Origin of the sequence: Aliivibrio fischeri ATCC 7744 = JCM 18803 = DSM 507 (assembly GCF_023983475.1) — a bacterium.
Lineage (GTDB): Bacteria > Pseudomonadota > Gammaproteobacteria > Enterobacterales > Vibrionaceae > Aliivibrio > Aliivibrio fischeri.
Window position 1 is genome coordinate 435,654 of record NZ_CP092713.1, and the last position, 23,999, is coordinate 459,652.

The window sequence follows — 23,999 nt, forward strand, 5'->3', positions numbered from 1 at the left end:
AACGATAAAGCGTGGCCAAAAAAATAATTTATTGGACTTACCAAATGTAATCACTCTAATCACTTAACCTAAATTTAACAAAAAAGTCATTTATTGCATGACTGTAATAATTGAGGTGGACTTTATAATATATGAGGTTTGCTATCAATATAATTAAAGATCATAAATAGAGTTGCATTGACTTGTATCGTGTTACTGCCATTGATAATGAAAGAGAATATTATGGTTCTTATTATTAATATTCTTTTTCATTATTCGCTTAACGATATATTTACATAACATTTAACCTATTCAGGTGTTGGATAATTAATGCTTGTGTATTCAGGTTCATCAATACCCATATCTTGGTTTAATACTCGTGTAAGCACAAAGTAATAGTTAGCGAGCGCATTTGCAAAACGAGGAAGTGTTTCTGGGATGGTTTTATTGGTTAATTTATCAATAAGGACTAAGGCACGAACCACTTTTTTACTTAAGCTACGGCATTGATGAAGTTGAATCACTGGGCCAGTTCCACGAGGAAGAACAAAGCGCTTACCTTTGTCATGAACTTGTTCTTTAAAGTAAAACATTTCAGACACGAGCTCTTGAACGTCTAGCTCAAAGATGCCACATTTCCCACGAATCGAGCCATTAAGGTGAAATATTTTTGGTTGTAGACGTTCTAGCGATTCACGGACTTCTTGATTAGTTACTTGTGATAGAGCTAAGCCAGTATAGGCACACAATTCATCCGTTAATATTTCAAAGTCACATAATGGGCTGTCTTCAAAAATGAATGGGTATGAAAGTTCACCAATATTTCCAGATGCTTTAAGTGCCATAAATATTTACTTTGTTGATTAAAGAGGTGATGAATTTTATCACGTTGTAGGGGGTATCTCTAATTAATCCCATGTTTTCAGGGTTATAGATAGAATATATCAACATAGCATCGTACAATGAAGATTACTTCGGAATACGGTGAGAATCCGTAACGGGCGCGCCACTGTGAGAGCTTGCAAGAGTTTGAGTCAGATACGAAGTTGGTTCATATTATGTACGCGATTTACAGGAGTTGCCATGCGTTGGCTTGCGTTAAACCCATTTATTATTGTTTTTTCTCTTTTGCTTTCTTGGTCAACGATGGCCGAAACTACCTATCCATTACATGTTGTTGATGGGTTAGGTAATACCGTTATTTTAGAGAAAGCACCTACAAAAATATCGTCAAAAACGTTATTCACCGATGCCGTATTATTGGAGTTGGTTGATAAAGAACAATTATCCAGTTTGACAGATCTTGCTAATAATCCTAACTATTCAGCGATTAAAGATATATTGCCAAAATCAATACCTTTGTTAGCACTTAATGTGGAAATGATCATAGCGAATCGTCCTGACATTGTTTTTGCTGCTAATTGGAGTGATGCATCAAAGTTAGCGATTATTGAGAGTGCTGGTATCCCGGTTTATCGCATTCAAACGCCTAATACCTTAAAAGAGGTTGAAACAGAGATTTTGCGAGTCGGTGATATTGTTAATCGTCGACTTGCTGCTGAGCGAGTCATCGAAGATATGCAACAGCGTTTACAGCAAGAGGTTATCTTACCTAAAAAGCGATTAACTGCTTTGGATTATAATCCGTGGGGAACATCGAGCGGTCAAGATTCTACTTGGGATGAAGTCTTAAAACAGGCAAATCTGAATAATGCCATTGAAGGGCTAGTGAGTGATAAATACGGACAAGTTCCTGTATCTAAAGAAATGGTCATTGCATTAAATCCTGATATTTTATTTATACCTGCGTGGGTGTATGGAGATGAAAAAGGTGCTGATAAATTTAAGCAAGACGTCTTATCTGACCCTTCTCTGCAATCAGTAAAAGCGATTAAAAACGGACGCGTTTATCAAATGCCCCACGTTTTAAGAAGCGTTTACAGTCAATATATTGTTGATGCGATTTTGTTTGTTAATCATTCTGCTTATAAGAAACGCTAATGTCTTTTTATCGTTTAACCTCATTCCAAGCGGTTGCTGCTATTTGCATATTTTTAGGATTATTCTTGGCTTATTTAAGTCTTGGTGCGGTTCACATTCCAATCATTGATATTTTAGCTATGTTTAAGAGTTATATATTTGGTGGGAGTGAGTTAGCAACTAAAGAGTATCCGCTTGCCTCTGCAATTGTGATGCACATTCGTTTGCCAAGGGCGTGTGCGGCAATTATGGCTGGTGGTGCATTGGCTTTAGCTGGAGCCTGTACTCAAGGATTATTTAAAAACCCATTAGCGAGCCCTGATGTATTAGGAGTAAGTTCGGGAAGCAGTTTTGGTGCTGTTATCGCTATTGTGACGGGTTTTTCTTTTATGAACCCGATGTGGTTACCTATTTTTACAACGGTTGGTGCTCTTGTTGCTTCTGCGTTTATTTATGTTCTTGCATCTCGTCACTCTTCTTCACAAATTTTATTTTTAATATTAACTGGCTTGGCGCTATCGAGTTTATTGGGCGGTGCTCGTATGGGACTGCTATTAATGGCGCAACAGTATGAAGTCAGTCAATTTGTTTTCTGGGCAATGGGGGGGCTGGATGGTCGTATGTGGCAGCATTTATTATGGCCAACACCTGTGATTATTATTGTGTCTACCTTGTTACTCAAAGAGAGTCGTTCTCTCAATTTACTCGCTTTAGGTGAGGAGAGTGCTCATGGTATGGGGCTAAATGTAAAACAGACACGATTTAAATTATTGATGTTTGCTACGTTATTAACGGCGATGTCGATTGCTATTGCTGGACCTATTGGTTTTATCGGCTTAATGGTTCCTCATTTAGTGCGTCTATTAGTAGGACCAAGTCATGAGAAATTATTGCCGTTTTCAGCCATATTTGGTGTGATATTTCTATTGGTTTGTGACTTATTAGGACGTTGGATCATTGCGCCTAATGAATTGAAAGCGGGGATCATTACTTCATTTATTGGTGGTTGCTACTTTATTGGTTTGATCATTCGATTTCAAAGAAAGGGACGTTTAGCATGAAACCATTATTAAATGTCTCACAATTAAACTATCAGGTTGGGACTAAAGCATTATTAAAGTCGATTTCATTTACCGTCAATTCTGGTGAATTGGTTGGTATTATTGGCCCGAATGGCGCGGGTAAAAGTACATTAATGAAGTGCATCAGTGGATTCCAGCCTTATGCCGAAGGAAGTATTGAGATCCAAGGTCAATCTCTTGCTGTTTTATCTCATATTGAGCGTGCGTTATGTATGAGTTATTTGCCTCAATACAGTGAAGCCGCTTTTTCTTTTAATGTGATGGAAACCATTGGTTTTGGTTTTCATGCGAGACAGCAACACTCAATTATATCTCCAGCTGAGATAGAGAAACAAAGCCAAGCTGCATTAGAAAAAGTGGGAATAGAGCATTTACATAAGCGTAATGTTACTGATTTATCTGGTGGTGAAAAACAGCTCGTTCATTTTGCCCGAACTTTAGTTCAAGATACGCCTTTAATGTTGTTTGATGAGCCAACAGCGAGTTTAGATATTGGCCATGAATCTCAATTAATGAATGTCTTATACCAAGAATGTCAAAAAGGAAAATCAGCATTGGTTGCTATTCATAACTTAAATACCGCTGCTGAGTTTTGTGATCGTTTGATTTTGATTAATCAAGGTGAAATTATGGCTGAAGGAAAGCCAAATGATGTGTTGAGTGAAGAGAATATTCGCACCTTATATCAAGATTTGGTGATGGTCTCTCATCATGCCGTGACAGGAAATACGATCGTATCGCCATATAAAAAATAGTGATGATCATTTTTATTTGTCTACTTCGGTATAAAGCACTTCGTCTTTTAGTGCTTTTTCATCCAGTAACTCAAACTCATGCCCTTGTTTGATTAGCTTATTTTCTTTTTTCAAAACTTGTAAAATTTGGCGATAGCATCGGTCAGTTATACCTAGCTGCTTGGCTTTTAAGGTCACAGGAATTTTAAATAGCGGACTATTTGAGTGCTGTTTTAATTCAAGGATCTGTTCGATGACATTAATCCTTGCTGATAATGTGATGTTATTCATTAACTTAGTGATATTTTTGTTATATCTTGTTGAAATGAATTCGAGCAGAAGAATCGTTAGCTCTGGTTTTTCTCTTAATAATTCAAGAAGTTTAAGTTTAGGAATTTTATAGAGATAACCAGCTTTATTCGCTTTAACATTCAACGTTGAATAAGGCTTTCGTTGGAAGAATTCCATCTCACCTAGAGGACCTGAATAATTCGTATCTACTCCAAGAATAAATTCTTTACCATGTTCATTTATATGGAAAATGGTTAAATCGGCGTCTTGGCAAAATAGAAGCGAATTAATTGGTGTCGATTGCTGTAAAAGTAACTCATTCTTAACATAAGAGATCTTAGGTAAATTAAGCTCTGAGATTAATTGTTGAAACAGATCCATGCTCTATCTCTGTGTATTAAAGATAGCTCTATGGTAATGGTTTCATAAAAAAATGCGATAATAATAAAGAGCGAGTTGCAGAATATTCTGCTTTGTCTCAGTTCGTGATTCTTTCTGCAAACTCAGCTCTAAATGTTTTACTTTACTTGATTGCCATCAACCCAGATTTGACGAATATTATTTCTGGTTGTGTGAGTGATGATTTTTTCTAGTATGTCTTGAGGTGAATCGAGTTCAGGACAAATCAATAGGTTAGAATCTTCATCATCAATAACTAGAGCGTCGAAGCAGTAACCCTTTTTAAACTGTCCAACTGGTAGCTTTAGTAATTGACCGCCACCTGTTGTTGCCATCCAGTAAGCTTCTAGTAATGAGACTCGGCTGTTTTCTTGCCCCCTTATCTCTGCCGGTAGACTCGCATTTGTTCCACATTCTCGTGCTCTTGAGTGAAGGACTGCATCTGAGCAAGCCATAAATAGCGAGGGAAAAGGGCCACCTGCAATGTCAGAGCCTAATCCGAGCTGAATCTCTTGATCTAAGTATTCACGTAATGGCAATGCTGCATTTGCAAAATAGATATTGGACCTTGGACAGTGAGCGATTCCCGAGCCTTTTTGTTTGATAGTGCTAATGTCTGAATCGGTTAAGAAGATAGAGTGAGCTAAGATGGTTCGTTCACCAAGTAGTCCTGCTTCGTTGTAAATTTCGATATCTGTTTTATTGTATTTTTCTTGGCTGAAATCTCTTGCCCAATCGCTTTCTGAAGCATGAGTTTGAACCGCACATTGATATTTTTTCGCTAAATCACCTAACCCTTTTAATGCGTCTAACGAACAGGTAGGGATAAACCTAGGCGTGATGATTGGTTCGACTAAGTTATTGTTATTAGCTAGTTGAGAAAACGATATTATGAATTTTTCTGCTTCTTGAATAGAGTGATCTGCACTCTCTTCCACGTAGTAGCTAGGACACATCTCCTTATCATCCATTGAGATTTTACCAACTAATGCACGTTGGCCATATTTAATGCAAGTTTCTGCCAAATAAAGAGAAGATGAAGTATCTATAGTCGCAAAATAGGTTGCTGTTGTAGTGCCGTTAGCTAAATAGGTTTTTACTAGGTGAGGGTAGTACTGTTCTGCAAATGACAGATCGCTAAACTTATGCTCTAAAGGGAACGTATAATGGTCAAGCCATTCATTGAGAGGAAGATCTAACCCTTTCCCAGCTTGAGGCCATTGTGGTGCATGGATATGAAGATCAACCATGCCAGGTAATAAAAATTGTTGTTCGGTTAACTCTTGTAGAGAATCTTTTTCTTTTAAGAAGTTAAGCGTTTTTGAATAATTAGGATCGGAAGGATGGAGAACGTCACATATCTTACCTTGCTGATCGATAGTAATCAGCCCATTAGAGATAAATTCAAATTCCCCTTTAATCGGGCAATGATAAACTTTACCAACGACGCCTTTTTTTATATTCATTAGTTATTTCTACACTTTGAAAAAAGGCCAATGATTAATTGGCCTTTAAGATATGTTTTATTCAGTTGGTAATTTTAATGCTACATCCAGTGCAACATTAATCATTTCATGAAGTTCAGTGCGACGTTCATCCGCCGTCAAATGTTCATGGTTTTTAATATGGTCAGTCACGGTACATAGGGCAACGGCATTACAATGGTTTTCTGCTGCTGCACTATAAAGTGCATTAACTTCCATCTCTACTCCAAGAATGCCATAACGTGCCATCATGTCGTATTGCTCTTCATCTGGACGATAAAATAGATCAGAAGAAAAAACGTTACCTACAAGGTAATTAATGTCAGTCGTTTTTAACGTATTAACACACTCGCTAAGCATATTGTAATTTGCAGTTGCAGCAAAATCGTTATCTTTAAAACGAATGCGATTCATTTTTGAATCGGTTGATGCACCAATAGCTACAATAAGATCTTTAAGTTTCACATCATCATGAATAGCGCCACAGCTTCCTATGCGGATGAAGTTTTTTACCTTATAAGTTGTCATTAGTTCATGAAAGTAAATGGATGCAGATGGTGCGCCCATTCCGTGACCCATGACTGAGATTTTTCGACCTTTAAATTCGCCAGTAAAACCTAACATGCCTCGAACATCAGTAACTTGAACAACATTTTCTAAATAAGTTTCTGCTATTAATTTTGCGCGAAGTGGATCACCTGGCATCAAGATAGTATCTGCAAATGCATCCAGTGGTGCATTAATATGTGGAGTCGACATGATTAATCCTTATTAGTACATGTTAAGAAAATGAAAGAAGCGCACCAGCAATGGTACCTGACATTAAGTTTGCAAGAATTGCGGCCATTAAAACACGAGGTCCAATTTCCGAAAGAATATGGCGTTTATTTGGACATATAGCACCAAGGCCACCAATAACCATCGCTAAAGAACCAATGTTGGCAAAACCACAAAGGCTGAATACAACAATAGCTTGAGTCTTTGGAGACAAGGTTTCCGCTATTTCAATAAAGTTGATATAGGCAACAAACTCATTAACCGCAATTTTTTGGCCAATTAGTGATGCTGCGGTAACGGCTTCGCTCCAAGGAACCCCCATTAAAAAAGCCAGAGGAGATAATATATAACCGATAATCAGTTCTAGGCTTAAACCTTCAATCGAGATTAAATCACCAATACCGCCAACTAAGCTATTTACTAATGCGATCAAAGCAACAAAGGAGATAAGTAAGGCTGTCACGGTGGCGACTTGATTCATCCCCATGATAGAACCATCAGTTATCGCATCTAAGAGTGATTTAGGTGTGGTTTCGTCATCGATTTCGATTTCATTAGTGATTTTTTCTTGTTCTGTTTGTGGGCAAAGTAATTTGGCAAACAGAAGTCCAGCAGGAGCCGTCATAAAGCAAGCGGTTAAAATATATTTTGGGTCTATTCCTAAATTGATGTAGCCAATCATTGTACCGCCAGCAACGCTCGCTAATCCGCCTGTCATTACCGCAAACAGTTCAGAGCGAGTCATTTTTTTGATTAACGGACGTACCATTGAAGGAGCTTCGATAGGGCCAACAAAAATGTTAGCTGTAGCAGACATTGATTCCGCCTTACTCGTACCGAATAATTTAGATAACGCACCACCGATTAAATTAATTACAAACTGCATTATTTTGAGGTAATAAAGCACGGAGATAAGTGCAGAAATAAAGATAACGACACAAAGAACGTTAATCACAAAAATAAAGCCGACTTTATAGTTAGCGAGATCGCCAAATACGAAGGTTAGTCCCTCATTTGAGAAGTTAATAATATGATTAACCGCATCACTCATCATTTGTAGTATTCCTTGACCTAAAGGAACATACATTACAAAAGCCCCGAATGATATTTGAGTAATAAGCGCAATGACGATCGTTCTTACATTGATGGCTTTTTTATTCTCGGATAGTAAAAATCCAATGAACAATAGCACCAAGATTCCAACACAGCTCATGAATAATGACATGAAATACTCCAAAGGATTTAAAAGGTAATAAAGACAATACGGCGGCTAAAAAAGCAAAAAGCGGAAATTTTTCCGCTCTTATCTATTTGTGTGGGAATAGTATGATAGTAGTCACAAATTAAAGAGGTTGATTTGTATTTCTGTTATGCAAATCAAACTATGAAAATAGGGCTTAATCGAGTTATTTAGGCCTGTAGAAGAAGAGCTTCATGGAAGTATAGAGCGGCCATTATTACTCACAAGGAGGAGCCATATGAATTAAAGCCAATCCTCCTAGTGAAGTTTCTCGATATTTCTTATTCATGTCTTTTCCTGTTTGGTACATGGTCTCAATGACTTTATCTAGTGAGATTAAGCATTTGCTTGTGCGCTTTAACGCCATACGTGAAGCATTTATGGCTTTCATTGCTCCCATCGCGTTTCGTTCGATACAAGGAACCTGAACCAGTCCCCCAATAGGGTCACAAGTCATGCCTAAGGAATGTTCCATTGCAATTTCAGCGGCCATGCAAATTTGTTCATTACTGCCACCAAGAAGCGATGTTAGCCCCGCTGCCGCCATGGAGGACGACACGCCAACTTCACCTTGGCAACCAACTTCGGCTCCAGAGATAGAGGCGTTGGTTTTGTATAAAATCCCGATAGCACCCGATACGGCTAAAAAGTCTTTAAGTTGCTTAGTGTCTAAGGGTTTAATAAACTTGTGGTAGTACATCAAAACACTTGGGATCACACCTGCTGCTCCGTTTGTAGGGGAGGTTACAACCTGACCGCCCGCTGCATTTTCTTCGCTAACGGCAAAAGCAAACAGATTCACCCAATCTAATACTTCCATAGGATCATTATGCGTGGATGTATTCACTTCTAATTTTTTGAGTAATGCAGGTGCTCTACGGGTGACATTTAAGCCACCTTCAAGAATGCCTTCAGTTTGAAAGCCTCTTTCCATGCAAAGGGACATGACTTTCCAGATTTGGTCTGCTTTAGAGTTAATTGCTTCTATTGATTGGAATGAGACTTCGTTACGTAAGACTAATCCACTTAGGCTGAGTCCATACTTTTCTGCTTTTTCTAGCATTTCATCCGCTGAGCCAAAAGGGAACTCTACCTTGATTTCTGGTGCTTGATTTTCATTTTTAAGTTCGCTTTCGGTTGCGATGAAACCGCCGCCAACAGAGTAATACGTTTCGATTGCGATTTGTTTGTTATCAGTAGTAAAAGCAGAAATAGTCATACCATTTTCATGCAAGGGTAAATTTGTTTTATGAAACCGCATGTCTGTTTGATAATCGAAGGAGATGGTTGATAGGCCAGAGAGTTGGAGGGTATGTTCTTCTATTGCTTTACGCATAGCGCGATTGGCACTGGTTATTTTTATCGTATCGGGTTTGTTTCCAAGTAAACCCAGAAGCGTTGCACGATCAGTATGGTGCCCTATACCGGTTAATGAAAGAGATCCATAAAGATCAACTTGAATGCGTGTTATTTGAGGTAAGTAAGGCTCAATCAGTTGAGTAAAATGATAACCCGCAATCATTGGCCCATTAGTATGAGAACTTGATGGACCAACCCCAATTTTGAAAATATCAAAGATAGAAAGCATAACAACACCTTAAAACCGTATTTATTGTTTTAAGTTTAGTTGTTTTCTCTATTTATGCTTATATCACTTAATAGCTAGGCCTTTATTATTTAAGTAGCCTTTAATGTGAGGGCGAGATTCTTGAGATAGTTTTCCTGTAATTTGCTCTGACCATGAACTTTGTTTTTGATTCGTCGAGCGCGTTGCATAGTAGCTTTGCATTATTTCGTCATATTCATCAATTTTACTTTTATCCAGTGGCTGATAACTATTTTCATGAACAATAACATCAGGACTTAAACGTGGCTTTTTTTGAGGCGCTTGATTTGGGTAACCTAGGCACATACCAAACAAAACAGCTGTGTTTTTTGGCAGTTCTAATAAATCATCGACACCTTGTGCGTTTGTACGTAACCCACCGATATACACACCTCCTAATCCCATAGATTCTGCAGCTAAAAGACAATTTTGCGCCATAATACCTGCATCAACAGCACCAATAAGAGTAAGTTCGGTAAATTCGGCTTTGATCTCCGGGTTCATTTCATAATGACGTTGAAAATCAATACAGAAAACAAGAAACTCCGCCGCACCTTCAACATAAGGCTGGCCTCCTGATAGCTCAACTAATGCTTTTCGTTTTTCCTTATCGGTAATTCGAATAATAGAATTGACTTGGAGCAAGCTAGAAGAAGAGGCTGCAATACCCGCACTGATGATGGTATCTAATTGCTCTTTAGAGATAGGTTCATTAGTAAAAGAGCGAATAGAGCGATGCTCTAAAATGGTATCGATAACTGGGTTCATAAGGCCGTCCATTATTAAACGTCTGTAAAATAGGCTGCAGATCATCAAAGGATGATCTGCTTCTATTACAAACATAAGGGCTTATTAATAGAAAACAAGTTAACCTGTAGTTTGAGCAATTTTATAATTCGCTTTTCATTAACCAGTCTTATTGAAGAGAATTAAAAATTACTGTGATCACATACCCAAGAACGTACCGACTGCTAACCCCAAGAAAATAACAGCGGTAATTCTATGGATTAGAGTTAATGGCAACTTATCTGCTGAAAGTTTTCCTATTAATACAACAGGAACGTTTGCCAATAGCATGCCAATGGTCGTGCCTAAAATAACCCAATGTAAGGCATCGGCATTTTGTGCTCCTAAAATAGAAGTGGCGATTTGCGTTTTGTCTCCAATTTCAGCAATAAAAAAGGCGATGAAACTGGCAACAAAAGGGCCTCTATTTGATATAGCTTCATCATCATCTAGCTTATCAGGAATTAATACCCAACCAGCCATTGCTACAAAACTGATGATTAAAACCCACTTTAATGTTTCAGGGGTTAAGAAATCGGCAACGACAACACCTAAATAGGCAGCTAAAGCATGGTTTACAATAGTTGCAAAAAAGATCGCAGCAATAATAGGGATTGGTTTTCGGTATCTACTGGCAAGCAGTAAAGAAAGGAGTTGGGTTTTGTCACCGATCTCCGCTAGGGCGACGGTGGTTATTGATATAGCTAATACACTCACGACATTACTCATTTGGGTGGGATTATAATTATAAAAACCATAGAAAAACCTCACGCCCACCCAATGGTTCGTGATGTTAATCTAAGGTCTTGCCAAACAAGCTGCTCTGGCTTGTCTCATATACCATGATGATTTTGCATCAATTATGTTGATATATGAGCTTTCTGTTTTATGTATTTTTATGAAAAACGAGAAAGCAGGCTACTCCCCAAAGAGTAAGGTGAAGAATGGTAAAGGATGTTATTTGTCATTTCAACTGCAAAGTGTTTTATAATGTGTATTCTCGGTTAATTCTTATTTGTGGACACTAATGGATCTTATTCAACTTTCTCGTATTAGTTTTAAGCACTTGACGGCTTTGCATATTATGCTTTCGACTCACAGTGTTACTAAAAGTGCTGAAACGCTATGCATGAGTCCATCCAGTGTCAGTAAAACATTAACTCAATTAAGAATTGTGCTAGATGATGAATTGTTTTATCGAGATGGAACACAGCTGATCCCAACACCTTATGCAGTAAAAATAGGGCCAACGGTTCATTTGATTTTGAATAATATGAATGGCCTACTTAACCAATCTACGTTTGACCCGGCATTATTTTCTGGTCGTTTTTCTCTTTCTATGCGAGAAAGTACTCTTGAAGTTTTTGCTCCTGTTATTAGCGATATTTTGTCAAATCAAGCGACAAATGCTCAAATAAATGTCCATTCAAAGGAGCAATTGGGATTTGATGCATTACTTAATGGGCAAGTTGACCTGATTATTTTACCTCATGATAAGAGTCAGCCTCCGACAAATGAAAAGCAGCTAGTATGGGAAAGCGTTATCGAAGATGAGATGGTTTGTTTAATGCGAGAGGATCATCCTTTAGCAAAAAATGAATTAACTATTGAAGATTATCTTTCTTATAAACATATAGGCATTTTTGATAAAGAACTTAATAAGCCCTATTTTGAGCAGCTACTAACACAACAGCATCAGTCTAGAACGATGGCGATGTTCGTTGCCGATTTTGGTAGCGCAGCAGCTATGTGTCAGCAATCTGATTTTTTATTTACGAGCTCAAAAAAGTGGTTTGAAGTGACTAAACAAGCGCAAGGATTAGTTCAAAAAACATTGCCATTTGGTTATGGGCAAGTTGCATATAGCGTGGTTTATAATAAGTTGAGTTTGAATGATCAAGCATTGAGTTGGTTGTTGAATCGCATAAAAGAGCAAGTAAGCAATACAAAACCTTGAATGATGTTACTATCTAAATCATACCATTGATGAATTGATTTTATAGGTAGTTAAATGGATGTATTACAAGGAAAGATCACTGCAGAGCACTCTTTAGAACGAATTTATCCAAAACAGTTAGAGCAGGATCCTCAAAAGCACCAAGATGTATTGGATATCCATATCGAGCGTTATCAATTCGCTTCAGATCAATTACAAGGGATGTATATATTAGATATCGCCTGTGGTTGTGGTTATGGAACCGCTATGATGGCAGAAGCTCACCCAGATAAATTGTTTGTAGGTGTTGATGTTGATCCATTAGCAATAGAGTACGCAAAAGAGCATTATCAAGCGGATAACCTGTATTTTGAGTGCGGCGATGGTATGGATTTTCAGTTAGCAATATATGATGGCTTATATCAGCGATTTGATACCATTATTAGTTTAGAGACCATTGAACACGTCCCTGAACCTCAAAAAATGGTAACGCATTTACTCACACAACTAAGTGATAATGGCATCATGATTGCTTCTGTACCAACGACGCCAACAGTCGATGGTAATCCTCATCATCTACACGACTTTACCGTTGATTCTTTTTATCAGTTATTCGCAGCATCTAATTACCAAGCTTATGAAACGTTTGAGCAAATTCAATATTGGGAATTCAAAGGACTTTTTTCAAAAAAAGAGTCAAAAGAAAACCGCTCGCAAGGCGTTGGTCGTAATATCGTTAAGCATTATATTCAAAAACCAAGTGCGTTGTTTTATCGAATGCATTCGATTATTACTAAAGGCTTAAATAATCGTTATTTAACCGCAGTATTTTCAAAATAACTTTTAAAAAAATAGCCAACATAAGGGGGATAGTGTTGGCTATTTGTATTAGGAATTTGTTTTTATTTTAGTATCTAACACATTATTATTTCTTAAGTGTAGATAGATGGAGTTATCACTTTACGACCTAATCTCTGTACTAGGTCGGCTTCAAACTCTTCCATTTGTGCTTTACTGCATTTGTCCCACGTTAATGCCTCACCAATAACACCGTGATGTTGAAAGGCGTTTAATCGGATCTGAACGTGTTCAGGTAACGTTTTTAGATAGTCACTCACCGCATCCACTTCAGTGAGTAAATCGGTTTTATTGGGAATGTACAGCAAACGTACTTCATGAAGCTTATTGTGCTGAGTGAGTAAGCTTATTGTGTTTAATACACGATGGTTCTCTCTACCGACGAGCCATAAATGCGTTTCATTTTGCCATGCTTTTAAGTCAATCATTGCACCATCTAAATAAGGTAGGATTTTGTTCCAACCTTGTTCAGACAAGCTACCGTTACTATCAATAAAACAGGTTAAATGACGTAATGAATCAGTGACTTTAATTGCTTTAAAATACTCAATAATAAAGGGAAGTTGCAGTGTCGCTTCTCCTCCTGAAACCGTTACACCACTTAAAAAAGGTGCATGTTTTTTGGTTAACTCAAGTAATTCTTGAACCGAATATAGGGTGATTTTAGGATTCGATTTACTTGGGCAAACATCAATGCATTTGTCACATTGAGTACACAGAGATTCATTCCAGATGACTTTTTGGTTTGGTGAGTCATCAAACGTTAATGCGTTAGTTGGGCAATGAGCAACGCAATCACCACAGTGATCACAATGGTTTATGGTATGAGGGTTATGACAAGTAATGCAGTCATAGTTACAGCCTTGTAAGAAGATCACAAGGCGATTACCCGGCCCATCAACACAAGAAAAGGTCAGCACTTTACTGACCATTCCTGTTTTTTCATAGTTGAAGCTATCGCCATTTAAAAGGGCAGTGTTAACCATAAATGCGGTTACTTAGCGTAGGTTGGTGTCGTTTCTAACGCAGCAACACGCGGAGTACGATTTAATACTTCTGTATTTTTCGCTGCTTCTGCACCCAAGAAAGTGGTGTTAGTTCGTGAGCCTTCAGCATCGTATTTTGCGATATCAGACAGTTTCACCATGTAACCTGTGATTCGAACTAAATCATTTGAAGCAACGTTCGCAGTAAACTCACGGTAACCTAATTGTAATGCACCTTTGGCTAAATTAAACATGGCTTCAGGGTTTGATTTTACCGTTTCATCAATCGTTAAAATATCACTAATACCCGATGTATAGTATTGGTGGTGACCAACGGTTGCTTGTACATAGCTAACTGGATCCGGTTCTGTGCCATAAGGAATACGAACCCCAGGTGTTACATCGATATCTAAGCTGATGCCGCCTTGAGCATGAAGTAGTGCTTTACCGTGATAACCGTATTTAACATCGGTCGCATCAACGATTTCTGATAATTGCTTAGAAATCGCATGACCTAATTGGTTTGCGATTTCATCATGACCATATTTGGCTTCGATACCTTCTTTTTCCATCAAAATATCAACAGCTTCAGCCATGCCATAAATACCGAACATAGGGGCAAAGCGATCTTCATTGATAAGACCTTCTTTAGTTAAGAAACCTTCAAAGAAGTTTGATTTTTCATGTAAGAAAGCGCTACGAGTTTCGATTAAGTTAAACATGATGTTGCAGTAATGAGGCAGAATATGGTTAACGAAATCAGATTTGTTTTCTGCTTTCTTAGCGGCTTCTTTTAAGTTCATACGAACTAAGGTATTTGAGCCACCAGCAAGAGGCAGTGAGTTATAACAACTTACAATGCCAAAGCCTGTATTATTATACGCTTGTGCATGCACAGGGTAGTTAGCAATGTGAGGCTTGCTGCATTCACAAATGTTAGATGCCGCTTGGCGCAGTAGGTCATCAGGCGTAATGTCTGCGTCATACATAAAGGTCAAGTTTGGAGCTATTTGTTTTAGCTCAGCATCGACACGTAAGATGGTACGACAAATGATATTGTCCGTTGGGCCAATGTTTACGTGCATGAATGCATCAGGAAGCGTGCGATCTAACATGATCCAAAAACGTTTTATTTTTTGGTAAATTTCTTCATCGCTAAGGGCGCCAACATAAGGCAGAAGTACAGTATCAAGTTGACCAAGATAAACAGGAATAGAAGTAACAGAAGGGACATGATGATAAATGATGGTGAGTAAATTTAATGCATCATCAAAATTTTCTGCTGGGCTTAACTCTAAATATTCTGAACCTTGAGTTAAAAACTTAGCGTAATCAGGTAATACATAGCGAGGTTTAAAAGGGGCATGGCCTTCAAACATGTCACAAAGAACGCCGTCATCCATTGCTTTGCGAGTTTCTGTATTAATTTCCATATAAGGCAAACTTGCTTCAGCTTCTAATGCTAAGTAGTTTGATTTTTGTTTTGGTGACAAATTGGCATCGGTAATGATGCTATAGAAACGTTCTTGACTCATGATAAAACCCTTTTTATTAGTATGGTTATATTCTAATGAAATTATTACTGTTTCAGTTAGTGAAATTAATTCAAATAGTCTTTTCTTTTTTGGAAATCGAAGGTGCGAAGTTCAATACCTAATATGAACTCCTAAAGAGGTATTTTATAAATAGAAAGAGGTAAATTAAGCTTTATCTGATATAATATTCAACCTTAAAACTATACTAATTTACTCTGCATATTTTCCATTTTTATCTGACTTTTAAAAACAATCCCATGTCTAAATTCTTCACCCTTATATTATTATTTATTTCATTTATATCGAAAGCGGAAATGCTTGAATTTTGGAGTGCATTTGGCGATAACGTTGATCAGGAGTTAGCTGCTGAATTTGAAGTAAGAACAGGGAACCAATTGATGATTCGTAAATTCTCAATTGATGAAATGAAAGCAGAACTCTTATTAGCTTCAAGATCTAAAAATTACATGCCAGATGTGGCGTGGGTACCTTCTGATTTTCTTGGGTTGCATAAATTTATAGGTATTTCACCGATTCCAAAAGTGTGGATAAATCAAGATCAGTTAGAGCCTGCTGCGCGCCAAAGTGCGATGGTAGGTGATAGTTATATGGGCTTACCTCTGTTTCTTGGTAATCATTTAATGCTTTTTTACGATAAGAGTAAGACTCCTAACCCTGTTACTCAGTGGGAGCAATTACAAGCGTTATCTGAAAAAGAACCAGAGAAAACACACATTGCATTTAGCTCGCGTGATATGTATTTCTTTTCGGCTTTTTTTAGTTTATTTCATCCAGAGATACCGCTTGATCAGATTCATTTTAAAGATCATGAATGCATGAATACATTAGTTTTCTTTCATGAATTAGTAAGGCTTAATCACTTAGGGTCTCAATGTAATAGTTTATGTAGTCGACAGTTATTTATAGATGGTAAAGCGTCATACCTTATTGATGGGGACTGGGCGGTAAGTGATTTACGTGAAAAGTTCGGTAGTAACCTCGGCATTGCCTCATTACCAAGCTATCGTGGTATACCAATGAAATCTCTATCTGCAGGTAAAGTACTAATGATCACGAAAACAGCATTACAGAACCCAGCTAAAAGAGTGATGATTAAACAGTTATTGACTATGGTTCAAGACAAAGCATTTTTGACCAAATTAATTAATGAGCATCAATATATTTCGGCTTCAACGGAAGTAAATCAAATATCGATACAACCTGAGCAAGAAGTGATGTATGCAGTGTATCAACAATATTTACAATCGCAGCCGATGCCAACAAGTGTGCGAGTCTCGTTTATTTGGGAAGCACTAGCAAGAGGCGTATCTCGTTATTCTGATGGTATGCCCAAAGAAGAAACCATGCTTTATATTAATCAATTAATTGATCGTTTTTCTAAAAAGGTAGAAGGATCATGATTTCTCGCCCATATGTGAGTTTACGTAAAGCATTCACTTACGTTTTGATTATTTGCTCGCTTGTGCCATTGATATTTATTAGTCAATTTTTAACTAATAGCATAGGTGAAACGCTATTTAATCAAAAAGAACAGCAAATTCAAAATGCCGTATCTACCATTGCGCAAGAGATAGTGGTGGAGTTCGATCGTATTCAGCAAAGCCTCAATTGGCTGTCACGTGACCGATTTAACATTCAAGCGTTAGATAATATTCTTTATTCTAGTGTAGTTAGACATAATTTAACTCGGTTTAGTGAACTGTCACGCTTGATTAATAGCGTGTACGTTCTCAACGATAAATGGGAACCATTATATAATTTAAACGGTCGTCCATATCATTTTGAAAATAGTCAGTTGCTTAAGCAGATTAATATCGATCATACGATATATGAGAAAGGGCTAACTAAGACACTGTTTTACTCAGAACCAAATCTAATAAAGGAGTCCTCATCTTCTAAAGGAATCGCTTTAATTACTCCAATGTTAGCTTATAACTTAGAGGGATCTGGTCGTTATCGAGCCTCTGGTTATGTTGTCGTGCTTATTTCATTTGAGACCATTGAGCAGCATTTCCAACATTTCCTGTTTAAAGATGAGAATTTTAAATTAAATCAACATGTTGGTCATGAAGAACATGAAATTGAGCAATCAAAAACAAAAGATGGTGCACTTGAGCGTATCTTTATATTAAATAATCCTTCATTTTCATCATCGCTGACATTAGATATAACGTACCAATTTTCTGATGTGTCACGCTTGAAGGACATGAAATCGTCTTTATTAGCTCTATTTACCGTTATTGGTTGGACACTTATTACCGTCATTTTTGTAGCGATGGGGATCACTCGTTGGATTTCAAAAGAGTTTCTTGAGATGGAAGATACCATTGTTAGTTACGCATCTAATAAACCGAATAAACGAGAGAAACGTTTTCAGTTTAGCGAATTTGAACGAATGGCAATCGTATTAAAAACAATGAGTTTAACGATTCGTAATCAACTACTGGAACTTAAGAAGAAAAACGAAGAGTTAAATGAATCTAAGAACTTAATTGAATTAAGTAATGAAAAATTATCATCATTTAATCAAGAATTGGAAGTTCAAGTAAAAAAACAAACGGCTTTAATTAGCGATGCTTTGTTTCGTGAAGAGGTAAACAAGAACAACTTAGCCGCAGTGATTGAGTTTGGCTCGGAATATAAAGCATTAGATTTTCATGATGTACCCGCAAAGGTTGAACAACAACTGAGTAAATTGTTTCCAGAGACGGTTTGGAAACTCAGCTTTGATCCTTTAGGTGATAATGCAGGCATTGAAATAGTTGCTAGCAATTATAAAGTGCTGGCGAGTTTGCATTTTGTTTCTACAGAAGCATTAGAAAAGCAGGTACTGGTATTTGAGCTATTTATAAAGCAATTATCGTCTTGGTTAGAGCTTGCTGATATTGCAAGAACGGATGTATTACTCGCATGCGGAAACAGAAAAGCGTTTGATGAAGACTTAACGCATTATCAGCAACGTTATAGAGATTCTAAAGCAGTTTGGAATTTTGGTTTGTTCATTTTAGACGTCAATGGATTAAAGTCGATTAATGATCAATATGGGCATAGTATTGGTGATGAATTGATTAAAGCGAGTTGTCACAATATTGCTCAGTTATTATCAAGCGACATTAAGTTTTATCGTATTGGTGGTGATGAGTTTGTTTTGCTTGTAGAGAATGTAACGCAAAGTGAGTGCTTGCAGTTGTCTGATAAATTGAGAGTGAATCAAAAAGGACTTTCATTTTTAGATAAAGAGGGGAACTCTTATGCAGCCCATTATTCTATTGGTTGGGCATGTTCAGATAAAACAGAGTTATTCAAAATGTTTACCATTGCAGATGAACATATGTATCGAGAGAAAAAAGCTTATTATCAGCAGTAATATTTCATAGACCAACGTGATGGCACTTTATCTTAGATGAAGTGCCATTTTTTTGCTTACTAACAAATTGTATTAGCAAAGCCATAATGTCCATTATTAATCAATTTACTTATCTATTTAGCTTATAAGTAATAGTTACTTATTCTGTTGAAAATTGCTATTGAAATGGTTTTTACTACTAAATGGGTATGATTTGATGGATGCTAAATTAGTTTGCGAGCTAATTTCTAGTGATTAATATTGTTAACTTTGCTGCAAAAAGTAATAAAAGTTCCAATTCGAGCGTTCGAATGCGCATTTTGTTCGTTTCTGTCACATTTATGCAATGACCTAAGCGTTATTATTATTTCTATCTTTTAACACGTGAAATAGGTTAACAATGAAAACATTAATAGCTCATCGTGGAATGTCTTCTCTAGCTCCTGAAAATACCCTTTCAGCATTCTCATTATGTAAAGATCATGGTGTTCAATGGTTTGAATGTGATGTCGATATTCTACAAGATGGCACGGTGATCATATCTCATGACGATACATTAGATCGTTGTACAGATAAAAGTGGTCGCCTATGTGATATTAGCAGCGCTGATTTATCTTCTATTGATGCTGGCAGTTGGTTTAGTGATGATTATATTGATGAGCGTTTACCGACGATTCAGCAATTAATTACATTAGCGAACGAAAAAGAGCTGAATCTCAATATTGAAATTAAATCATGTTCAGCTAGCGCTAAGTTAAGTCACTTGTTGATTGATAATTTAATCTCTGCACTTAAAGAATTAAACCCAGAACGAGAATTGATTATCTCAAGTTTTAACCACCTTGTTTTATCTGAATTTAAGCGCAAAAGCCCAGAAACGAAAGTAGCATGTCTTTTTGAAAGCCATACATTGTGGGATGACTGGAATTCGATTATTGAGTGGTGCCAAGCTGACTATATTCACCCCGAAGAAAAAGGACTAACTCGCGATATGGTGCAAAAATTTAAAGCATCAGGCATTAAAGTAAATGTTTGGACGGTGAATGATTTGGCTCGTGCAAATGAACTTTTCAATTGGGGTGTAGATGGTATTTGTACTGATATAGCTCATAAGTTTCCTTCTAAATACAAAGCAAAACAATAATAACAAAACTAATAATTCAATAACGTGAAAGGATTGCTCAAATGAACTTATTTGAAAAGATTGGGTTTACCAGTCGAAATCAGCTATTCGGTTTTTTCTCTGTCGTAATGTCAGGGCAAATTATTTACTCGGCTTTTGAAGCCTTTAAAGGAACATTTTACAATTTATTATTAGAAGTACTAAAAATAGATAATACCCAAATGGGTATCCTATTTACGCTGATAGGCTCAGCAATGTTCTTCTATATTCCAGCTGGTTGGGTCAATAATCGTTTTTCTGTTAAATCCATTTTAATAACCAGTTTGTTGATTCGTTTTTTAAGCATGATGGCGATCATCTTCTTAGAGCCTGGCTTTAGCGTACTTGTCGTTATTGCAGGTATTTGGGGCTTAGTCGACGCAGCATTCTGGCCTGCCGTTGTGAATGGTGTGACGTTAATGTCTGGCGATAGAAACAAAGGGATGGCATTTGGGTTATTAGAATCAGTGCGACGTGCAGCTGAGATGAGTATGAATGCCGTTATCGTAGGTATCATGGCATTGGTTGGAGGCTCTATTCTTGTATTCCAAGGTGCAATTGTTTTCTATACTTTACTTATTCTTCCTATGATCTTCTGTGTATGGAAATTCGTACCAGATAACCACATGGAAATTAAGCAAGGTGAGAGCAAAAACAAAGAAGCGTTAAAAGGCTTAATTCACGTTTTAAAAATGCCAACGGTATGGTTAGCGGCAATTACTTCTCTAACCGTATATTGGATTTATATTACACTGATTTATACGGTTCCTTATCTTCAAGCTGTGTTCGGGTTGTCTACTGCTCAAGCTGCGATCTTCGGTATCATTAATACAGGCGCAATGGGTGTTGTTGCAGGTCTTGTTGCGGGTTCAATTGCTGATTTTGTATTTAAATCTTCCATTAAGATGATGTTCTTTGCATTAGGATTAACTGCGGTATGTTTAGGTGTGACGATTGCTCTGCCTAAATCAGAAGGTATGTTAATGATGAACATGGTTCTATTAATGTGTTTTTCATTTAGCATTTTCTTAGCAAAAGGTATTATTTTAGCGCCAGTGGCAGAAGCGGGCGTACCTAAAGATTACAGTGGTTCAGCAATGAGCGTCGGTTCATTTGCAGCTTATGCTTCTGTATTCTGGGCATATGCATTAAATGGCTGGATTATTGATAGCTATCCTGCAGTTCAGGCATATCAAATGATCTTTGGTATTGGTTTAACTGTTGCTGTTGTTGGTATGGTGTGTTCACTCATTCTTATTTCATTGAAGAAGAAGAACAGTGGTGGAGATAACGAAAAACACATGGTTGAATCAGAAGCGTAATCATGTAATAAGCTTTTATCAGAAATAAAATAGCCCTTAGTATGTTTATTCATGCTAGGGGCTATTTTTAGTTGTATTTATGTAATTAAATTAAGCGCTTAATACAAACTCTTCAATCACTTTTGCTACACCATGTTCGTTATTACTTACGGTAATGTGATTAGCAATCTCTTTTACATCGTCGGTTGCATTGGCCATTGCAACGCCTAAACCTGCGTATTTAATCATGTGCCAGTCATTGCCAGCATCACCCATACAAATTACCTCATCGGCGGTAATGCCTAGATGATCAGCCAGTGCTTCTACACCCACACCTTTGTTGCTATTTGGGTTTAAAAACTCTAAGAAGAAAGGCGCACTTTGCACAATGGTAAATTGTTTATAAAGTGCTTCAGGAAGTTGTTTGATAGCTGCAGAAAGCAGTTCTGGTTCATCAATCATCATTGCTTTAAGTATCTGTTCATCATCAGCAAGTTCTTCAAAATCAATCACTGTGATTGGCATACCTGTGATTTTTGATTCATGCTCTGTGTAGTGGCTTAGTGCTGGTGTAATTAAGCCTTTTTCTTGAGAAAATGCATGAACATTCACACCAAGCTCTTGTGCAAGTTTTGCAATGGCTTTGGCATCTGCACCAGTAATGATTTGGCTACGGATCACTTCTTCATTTTTCACTTTTTGAACTAATGATGCGTTATAGCTGAGCACGTAGTCGTTTTCAGTTGTCATTCCAAGTTCTTCAAGCTGTGGTTTCATGCCATTTAGTGGGCGCCCAGAAGCCAATACGACAACGACACCTTTTTCACGAGCAGCGGTAATTGCAGCTTTGTTTTCTGCAGAGATTTGTTTGTCGGAATTAAGCAGAGTGCCATCCATATCAAGCGCGATCAGTTTATACATCATCATTACCATTTGATTAAGAATTCTATAGGGTAGCTTACCTGATTTTTATGAAAAAAATACTATATACTGTGTCTGATTTTTACTACAGATTAAACTCATGAAATTAAGCTCTCGTTTAGATACCATCAGAAATAAAGTAACCACCCATTATGATCATATTTGGGACTGTTGCTGTGACCATGGCCAGTTAGGTATGGCTTTATTAGCCTCACAACCCAAAAGCGTGATTCATTTTGTGGATGTGGTAGATAGCTTAATGGTAGAGCTAGAAACTCGACTTAATAAATACGCTGCTGATATTCAACCTCAATGGCAGGTTCATTGTATGGATGTGGCGCACCTTCCATTAGTTAATGATTCTAAAAATTTAATTATTATTGCTGGTGTTGGTGGCGATTTACTTATTGAGTTAGTACGGTCTATTTATCAGTATAATAAAGATGCTGATTTAGAGTTTATTCTTTGCCCAGTTTTGCATAATTACAGGGTAAGGCGAGAATTAATTGAAATGGGCTTTGGTTTGATCTCTGAAACGCTTGTAAAAGAAAACCAACGATTTTATGAAGTATTGCATGTGAGTAACCGATCAACACAGCCATTACATTGCATAGGTTCTGAAATGTGGAACTTGAGTGATACTGAGCACCAAGAGTATTTACATAAAACCATCGCACATTATAAAAGAATGGAAGCGAATCCTAAATGCAGTGAAAAAGTGAGTCACCTTTATGCTCATTTACTTAATTAATGGTTTTTTTGATAACTGAATCGGAAAATCGTGATTCAGTACGAAAGATAGTTTAATTTGGCACGGATATTAGTTTGATTGATTTTCAAGAATTTTTGATTGTTTTTCAAACTTTTATTTTATAATTTATGTTTTTTATCATTTTATCTTGTTGATATTTAACGGTTAAAAAATTGGCACACCTTTAGCTATAGGGATAAGGAATTATTCATTTACTATTGTTTAAAAGGAAGAAAGTATGCCAACTCCAGCTTATATGCGCATTGAAGGCGAAAAACAGGGACTAATTACTGCAGGTACATTTACTGAAGATTCAGTAGGTAACATTTACCAAGAAGGTCATGAAGACGAAGTGTTAGTTCAAGGATTTGAACACCAGGTTTTATTACCTCGTGATCCTCAATCAGGTCAGCCTACTGGTCAACGTGTGCATAAGCCTGTACGTATTACAAAAGTATTCGATAAGGCATCACCACTAATGTATAACGCATTAACGTCTGGTGAGAAACTGCCTAAAGTTGAGATTAAGTGGTACCGTACTTCTGCAACAGGTACACAAGAGCACTATTTCACAACAGTTCTACACGATGCGATTATCGTTGATATCACAGCGTCAATGCCTAACTGTCAAGACCCATCACAAGCGCATTTCACACACCTAGAAGATGTATTTATGACATATCGTGCCATTGATTGGACGCACGAAGTCGCAGGTACATCAGGTAACGATGACTGGCGTACAGCAATGAAAGCGTAATCGCTCGCATTTTCGGGAGAGTCAATATCATAAGCACCCCTAGCTGTTTATGATGGCTCTCCCTTTT

The 23,999-nt window shown here is 37.3% G+C and carries 22 protein-coding genes and 2 riboswitches; of the genes, 11 read left to right on the forward strand and 11 right to left on the reverse strand.

Going from position 1 to position 23,999, the window contains the following annotated elements:
* Positions 1 to 287 precede the first annotated feature (287 nt).
* Complete coding sequence (locus tag AVFI_RS15560) at positions 288 to 824, reverse strand: cobalamin adenosyltransferase (protein WP_054775174.1); 537 nt, start codon at positions 822 to 824, stop codon at positions 288 to 290.
* Between the two features lie 84 nt (positions 825 to 908).
* Positions 909 to 1,043: riboswitch (cobalamin riboswitch) on the forward strand.
* Positions 1,044 to 1,062: 19 nt separating this feature from the next.
* On the opposite strand from AVFI_RS15560, the gene AVFI_RS15565 reads away from it, so the two are divergent.
* The 3 genes from AVFI_RS15565 to AVFI_RS15575 are packed head-to-tail and all read left to right on the forward strand — an operon-like array spanning position 1,063 to position 3,796.
* On the forward strand, positions 1,063 to 1,980 hold the full coding sequence (locus AVFI_RS15565) for an ABC transporter substrate-binding protein (RefSeq protein WP_188863202.1): 918 nt from the start codon (positions 1,063 to 1,065) through the stop codon (positions 1,978 to 1,980).
* The gene (locus AVFI_RS15570; protein ID WP_188863201.1) at positions 1,980 to 3,020 is read left to right on the forward strand and encodes a FecCD family ABC transporter permease; all 1,041 of its coding nucleotides are present in this window, start codon (positions 1,980 to 1,982) and stop codon (positions 3,018 to 3,020) included. The genes AVFI_RS15565 and AVFI_RS15570 overlap by 1 nt, the downstream gene beginning before the upstream one ends.
* Entirely contained in the window at positions 3,017 to 3,796 is a 780-nt protein-coding gene (locus AVFI_RS15575) for an ABC transporter ATP-binding protein (RefSeq protein WP_054775175.1), read from the forward strand. Before AVFI_RS15570 ends, AVFI_RS15575 begins: the two co-directional genes overlap by 4 nt.
* A 12-nt stretch (positions 3,797 to 3,808) precedes the next feature.
* Here AVFI_RS15575 and AVFI_RS15580 read toward each other — a convergent pair whose 3' ends face one another.
* The 7 genes from AVFI_RS15580 to AVFI_RS15610 form a co-directional block, all read right to left on the reverse strand.
* A complete protein-coding gene (locus AVFI_RS15580; protein WP_188863200.1) occupies positions 3,809 to 4,447 on the reverse strand; it encodes a Crp/Fnr family transcriptional regulator in 639 nt (212 codons plus the stop codon).
* Between the two features lie 137 nt (positions 4,448 to 4,584).
* Positions 4,585 to 5,931 (reverse strand): guanine deaminase, encoded by a 1,347-nt coding sequence (gene guaD, locus AVFI_RS15585; protein WP_188863199.1) that lies wholly within the window; start codon positions 5,929 to 5,931, stop codon positions 4,585 to 4,587.
* Between the two features lie 57 nt (positions 5,932 to 5,988).
* The gene (deoD, locus tag AVFI_RS15590) at positions 5,989 to 6,708 is read right to left on the reverse strand and encodes a purine-nucleoside phosphorylase (protein ID WP_005423543.1); all 720 of its coding nucleotides are present in this window, start codon (positions 6,706 to 6,708) and stop codon (positions 5,989 to 5,991) included.
* Between the two features lie 22 nt (positions 6,709 to 6,730).
* Complete coding sequence (locus AVFI_RS15595; protein WP_005423541.1) at positions 6,731 to 7,951, reverse strand: NupC/NupG family nucleoside CNT transporter; 1,221 nt, start codon at positions 7,949 to 7,951, stop codon at positions 6,731 to 6,733.
* 232 nt (positions 7,952 to 8,183) lie between these two features.
* Positions 8,184 to 9,554 carry an L-serine ammonia-lyase gene (locus AVFI_RS15600; RefSeq protein WP_188863198.1) on the reverse strand — a complete coding sequence of 457 codons (1,371 nt, stop codon included), beginning with the start codon at positions 9,552 to 9,554 and terminating at the stop codon, positions 8,184 to 8,186.
* A 63-nt stretch (positions 9,555 to 9,617) separates the two neighbouring features.
* Positions 9,618 to 10,340 carry an oxygen-insensitive NADPH nitroreductase gene (gene nfsA / locus AVFI_RS15605; RefSeq protein ID WP_054775176.1) on the reverse strand — a complete coding sequence of 241 codons (723 nt, stop codon included), beginning with the start codon at positions 10,338 to 10,340 and terminating at the stop codon, positions 9,618 to 9,620.
* 177 nt (positions 10,341 to 10,517) lie between these two features.
* Positions 10,518 to 11,075 (reverse strand): TMEM165/GDT1 family protein, encoded by a 558-nt coding sequence (locus tag AVFI_RS15610; protein WP_065641666.1) that lies wholly within the window; start codon positions 11,073 to 11,075, stop codon positions 10,518 to 10,520.
* A gap of 94 nt (positions 11,076 to 11,169) precedes the next feature.
* A riboswitch (yybP-ykoY riboswitch) is annotated at positions 11,170 to 11,297 on the reverse strand.
* A gap of 88 nt (positions 11,298 to 11,385) precedes the next feature.
* Here AVFI_RS15610 and AVFI_RS15615 point away from each other — a divergent pair.
* Entirely contained in the window at positions 11,386 to 12,315 is a 930-nt protein-coding gene (locus tag AVFI_RS15615) for a LysR family transcriptional regulator (protein ID WP_065641665.1), read from the forward strand.
* Positions 12,316 to 12,369: 54 nt separating this feature from the next.
* Positions 12,370 to 13,134, forward strand: a complete 765-nt coding sequence (locus tag AVFI_RS15620; RefSeq protein ID WP_005423530.1) for a class I SAM-dependent methyltransferase — start codon at positions 12,370 to 12,372, stop codon at positions 13,132 to 13,134.
* Positions 13,135 to 13,226: 92 nt separating this feature from the next.
* Here the strand turns inward: AVFI_RS15620 and AVFI_RS15625 are convergent, their stop codons facing one another.
* Together AVFI_RS15625 and AVFI_RS15630 are read right to left on the reverse strand one after the other, a co-directional pair.
* A complete protein-coding gene (locus tag AVFI_RS15625) occupies positions 13,227 to 14,138 on the reverse strand; it encodes a YjjW family glycine radical enzyme activase (protein ID WP_188863197.1) in 912 nt (303 codons plus the stop codon).
* A gap of 8 nt (positions 14,139 to 14,146) precedes the next feature.
* Entirely contained in the window at positions 14,147 to 15,673 is a 1,527-nt protein-coding gene (locus tag AVFI_RS15630; RefSeq protein ID WP_054775177.1) for a YjjI family glycine radical enzyme, read from the reverse strand.
* Between the two features lie 314 nt (positions 15,674 to 15,987).
* Between AVFI_RS15630 and AVFI_RS15635 the strand changes: the two genes are divergently transcribed.
* From AVFI_RS15635 to AVFI_RS15650, 4 genes are all read left to right on the forward strand, one after another.
* Positions 15,988 to 17,094, forward strand: coding sequence for a sugar ABC transporter substrate-binding protein (locus AVFI_RS15635; RefSeq protein WP_233941837.1), 1,107 nt, complete (start codon positions 15,988 to 15,990; stop codon positions 17,092 to 17,094).
* Entirely contained in the window at positions 17,091 to 19,061 is a 1,971-nt protein-coding gene (locus tag AVFI_RS15640; protein ID WP_188863196.1) for a GGDEF domain-containing protein, read from the forward strand. The genes AVFI_RS15635 and AVFI_RS15640 overlap by 4 nt, the downstream gene beginning before the upstream one ends.
* Before the next feature lie 379 nt (positions 19,062 to 19,440).
* Entirely contained in the window at positions 19,441 to 20,184 is a 744-nt protein-coding gene (locus AVFI_RS15645; RefSeq protein WP_005423519.1) for a glycerophosphodiester phosphodiesterase family protein, read from the forward strand.
* Between the two features lie 41 nt (positions 20,185 to 20,225).
* Entirely contained in the window at positions 20,226 to 21,524 is a 1,299-nt protein-coding gene (locus AVFI_RS15650; protein WP_065639911.1) for an MFS transporter, read from the forward strand.
* A gap of 90 nt (positions 21,525 to 21,614) precedes the next feature.
* Here AVFI_RS15650 and yidA read toward each other — a convergent pair whose 3' ends face one another.
* Positions 21,615 to 22,424 carry a sugar-phosphatase gene (gene yidA, locus AVFI_RS15655; RefSeq protein ID WP_054775178.1) on the reverse strand — a complete coding sequence of 270 codons (810 nt, stop codon included), beginning with the start codon at positions 22,422 to 22,424 and terminating at the stop codon, positions 21,615 to 21,617.
* Between the two features lie 100 nt (positions 22,425 to 22,524).
* Here yidA and AVFI_RS15660 point away from each other — a divergent pair, with 100 nt between their 5' ends.
* Together AVFI_RS15660 and AVFI_RS15665 are read left to right on the forward strand one after the other, a co-directional pair.
* The gene (locus tag AVFI_RS15660) at positions 22,525 to 23,175 is read left to right on the forward strand and encodes a tRNA (adenine(22)-N(1))-methyltransferase (protein ID WP_054775179.1); all 651 of its coding nucleotides are present in this window, start codon (positions 22,525 to 22,527) and stop codon (positions 23,173 to 23,175) included.
* Between the two features lie 238 nt (positions 23,176 to 23,413).
* Positions 23,414 to 23,932 carry an Hcp family type VI secretion system effector gene (locus tag AVFI_RS15665; protein ID WP_005423511.1) on the forward strand — a complete coding sequence of 173 codons (519 nt, stop codon included), beginning with the start codon at positions 23,414 to 23,416 and terminating at the stop codon, positions 23,930 to 23,932.
* Positions 23,933 to 23,999: the final 67 nt, after the last annotated feature.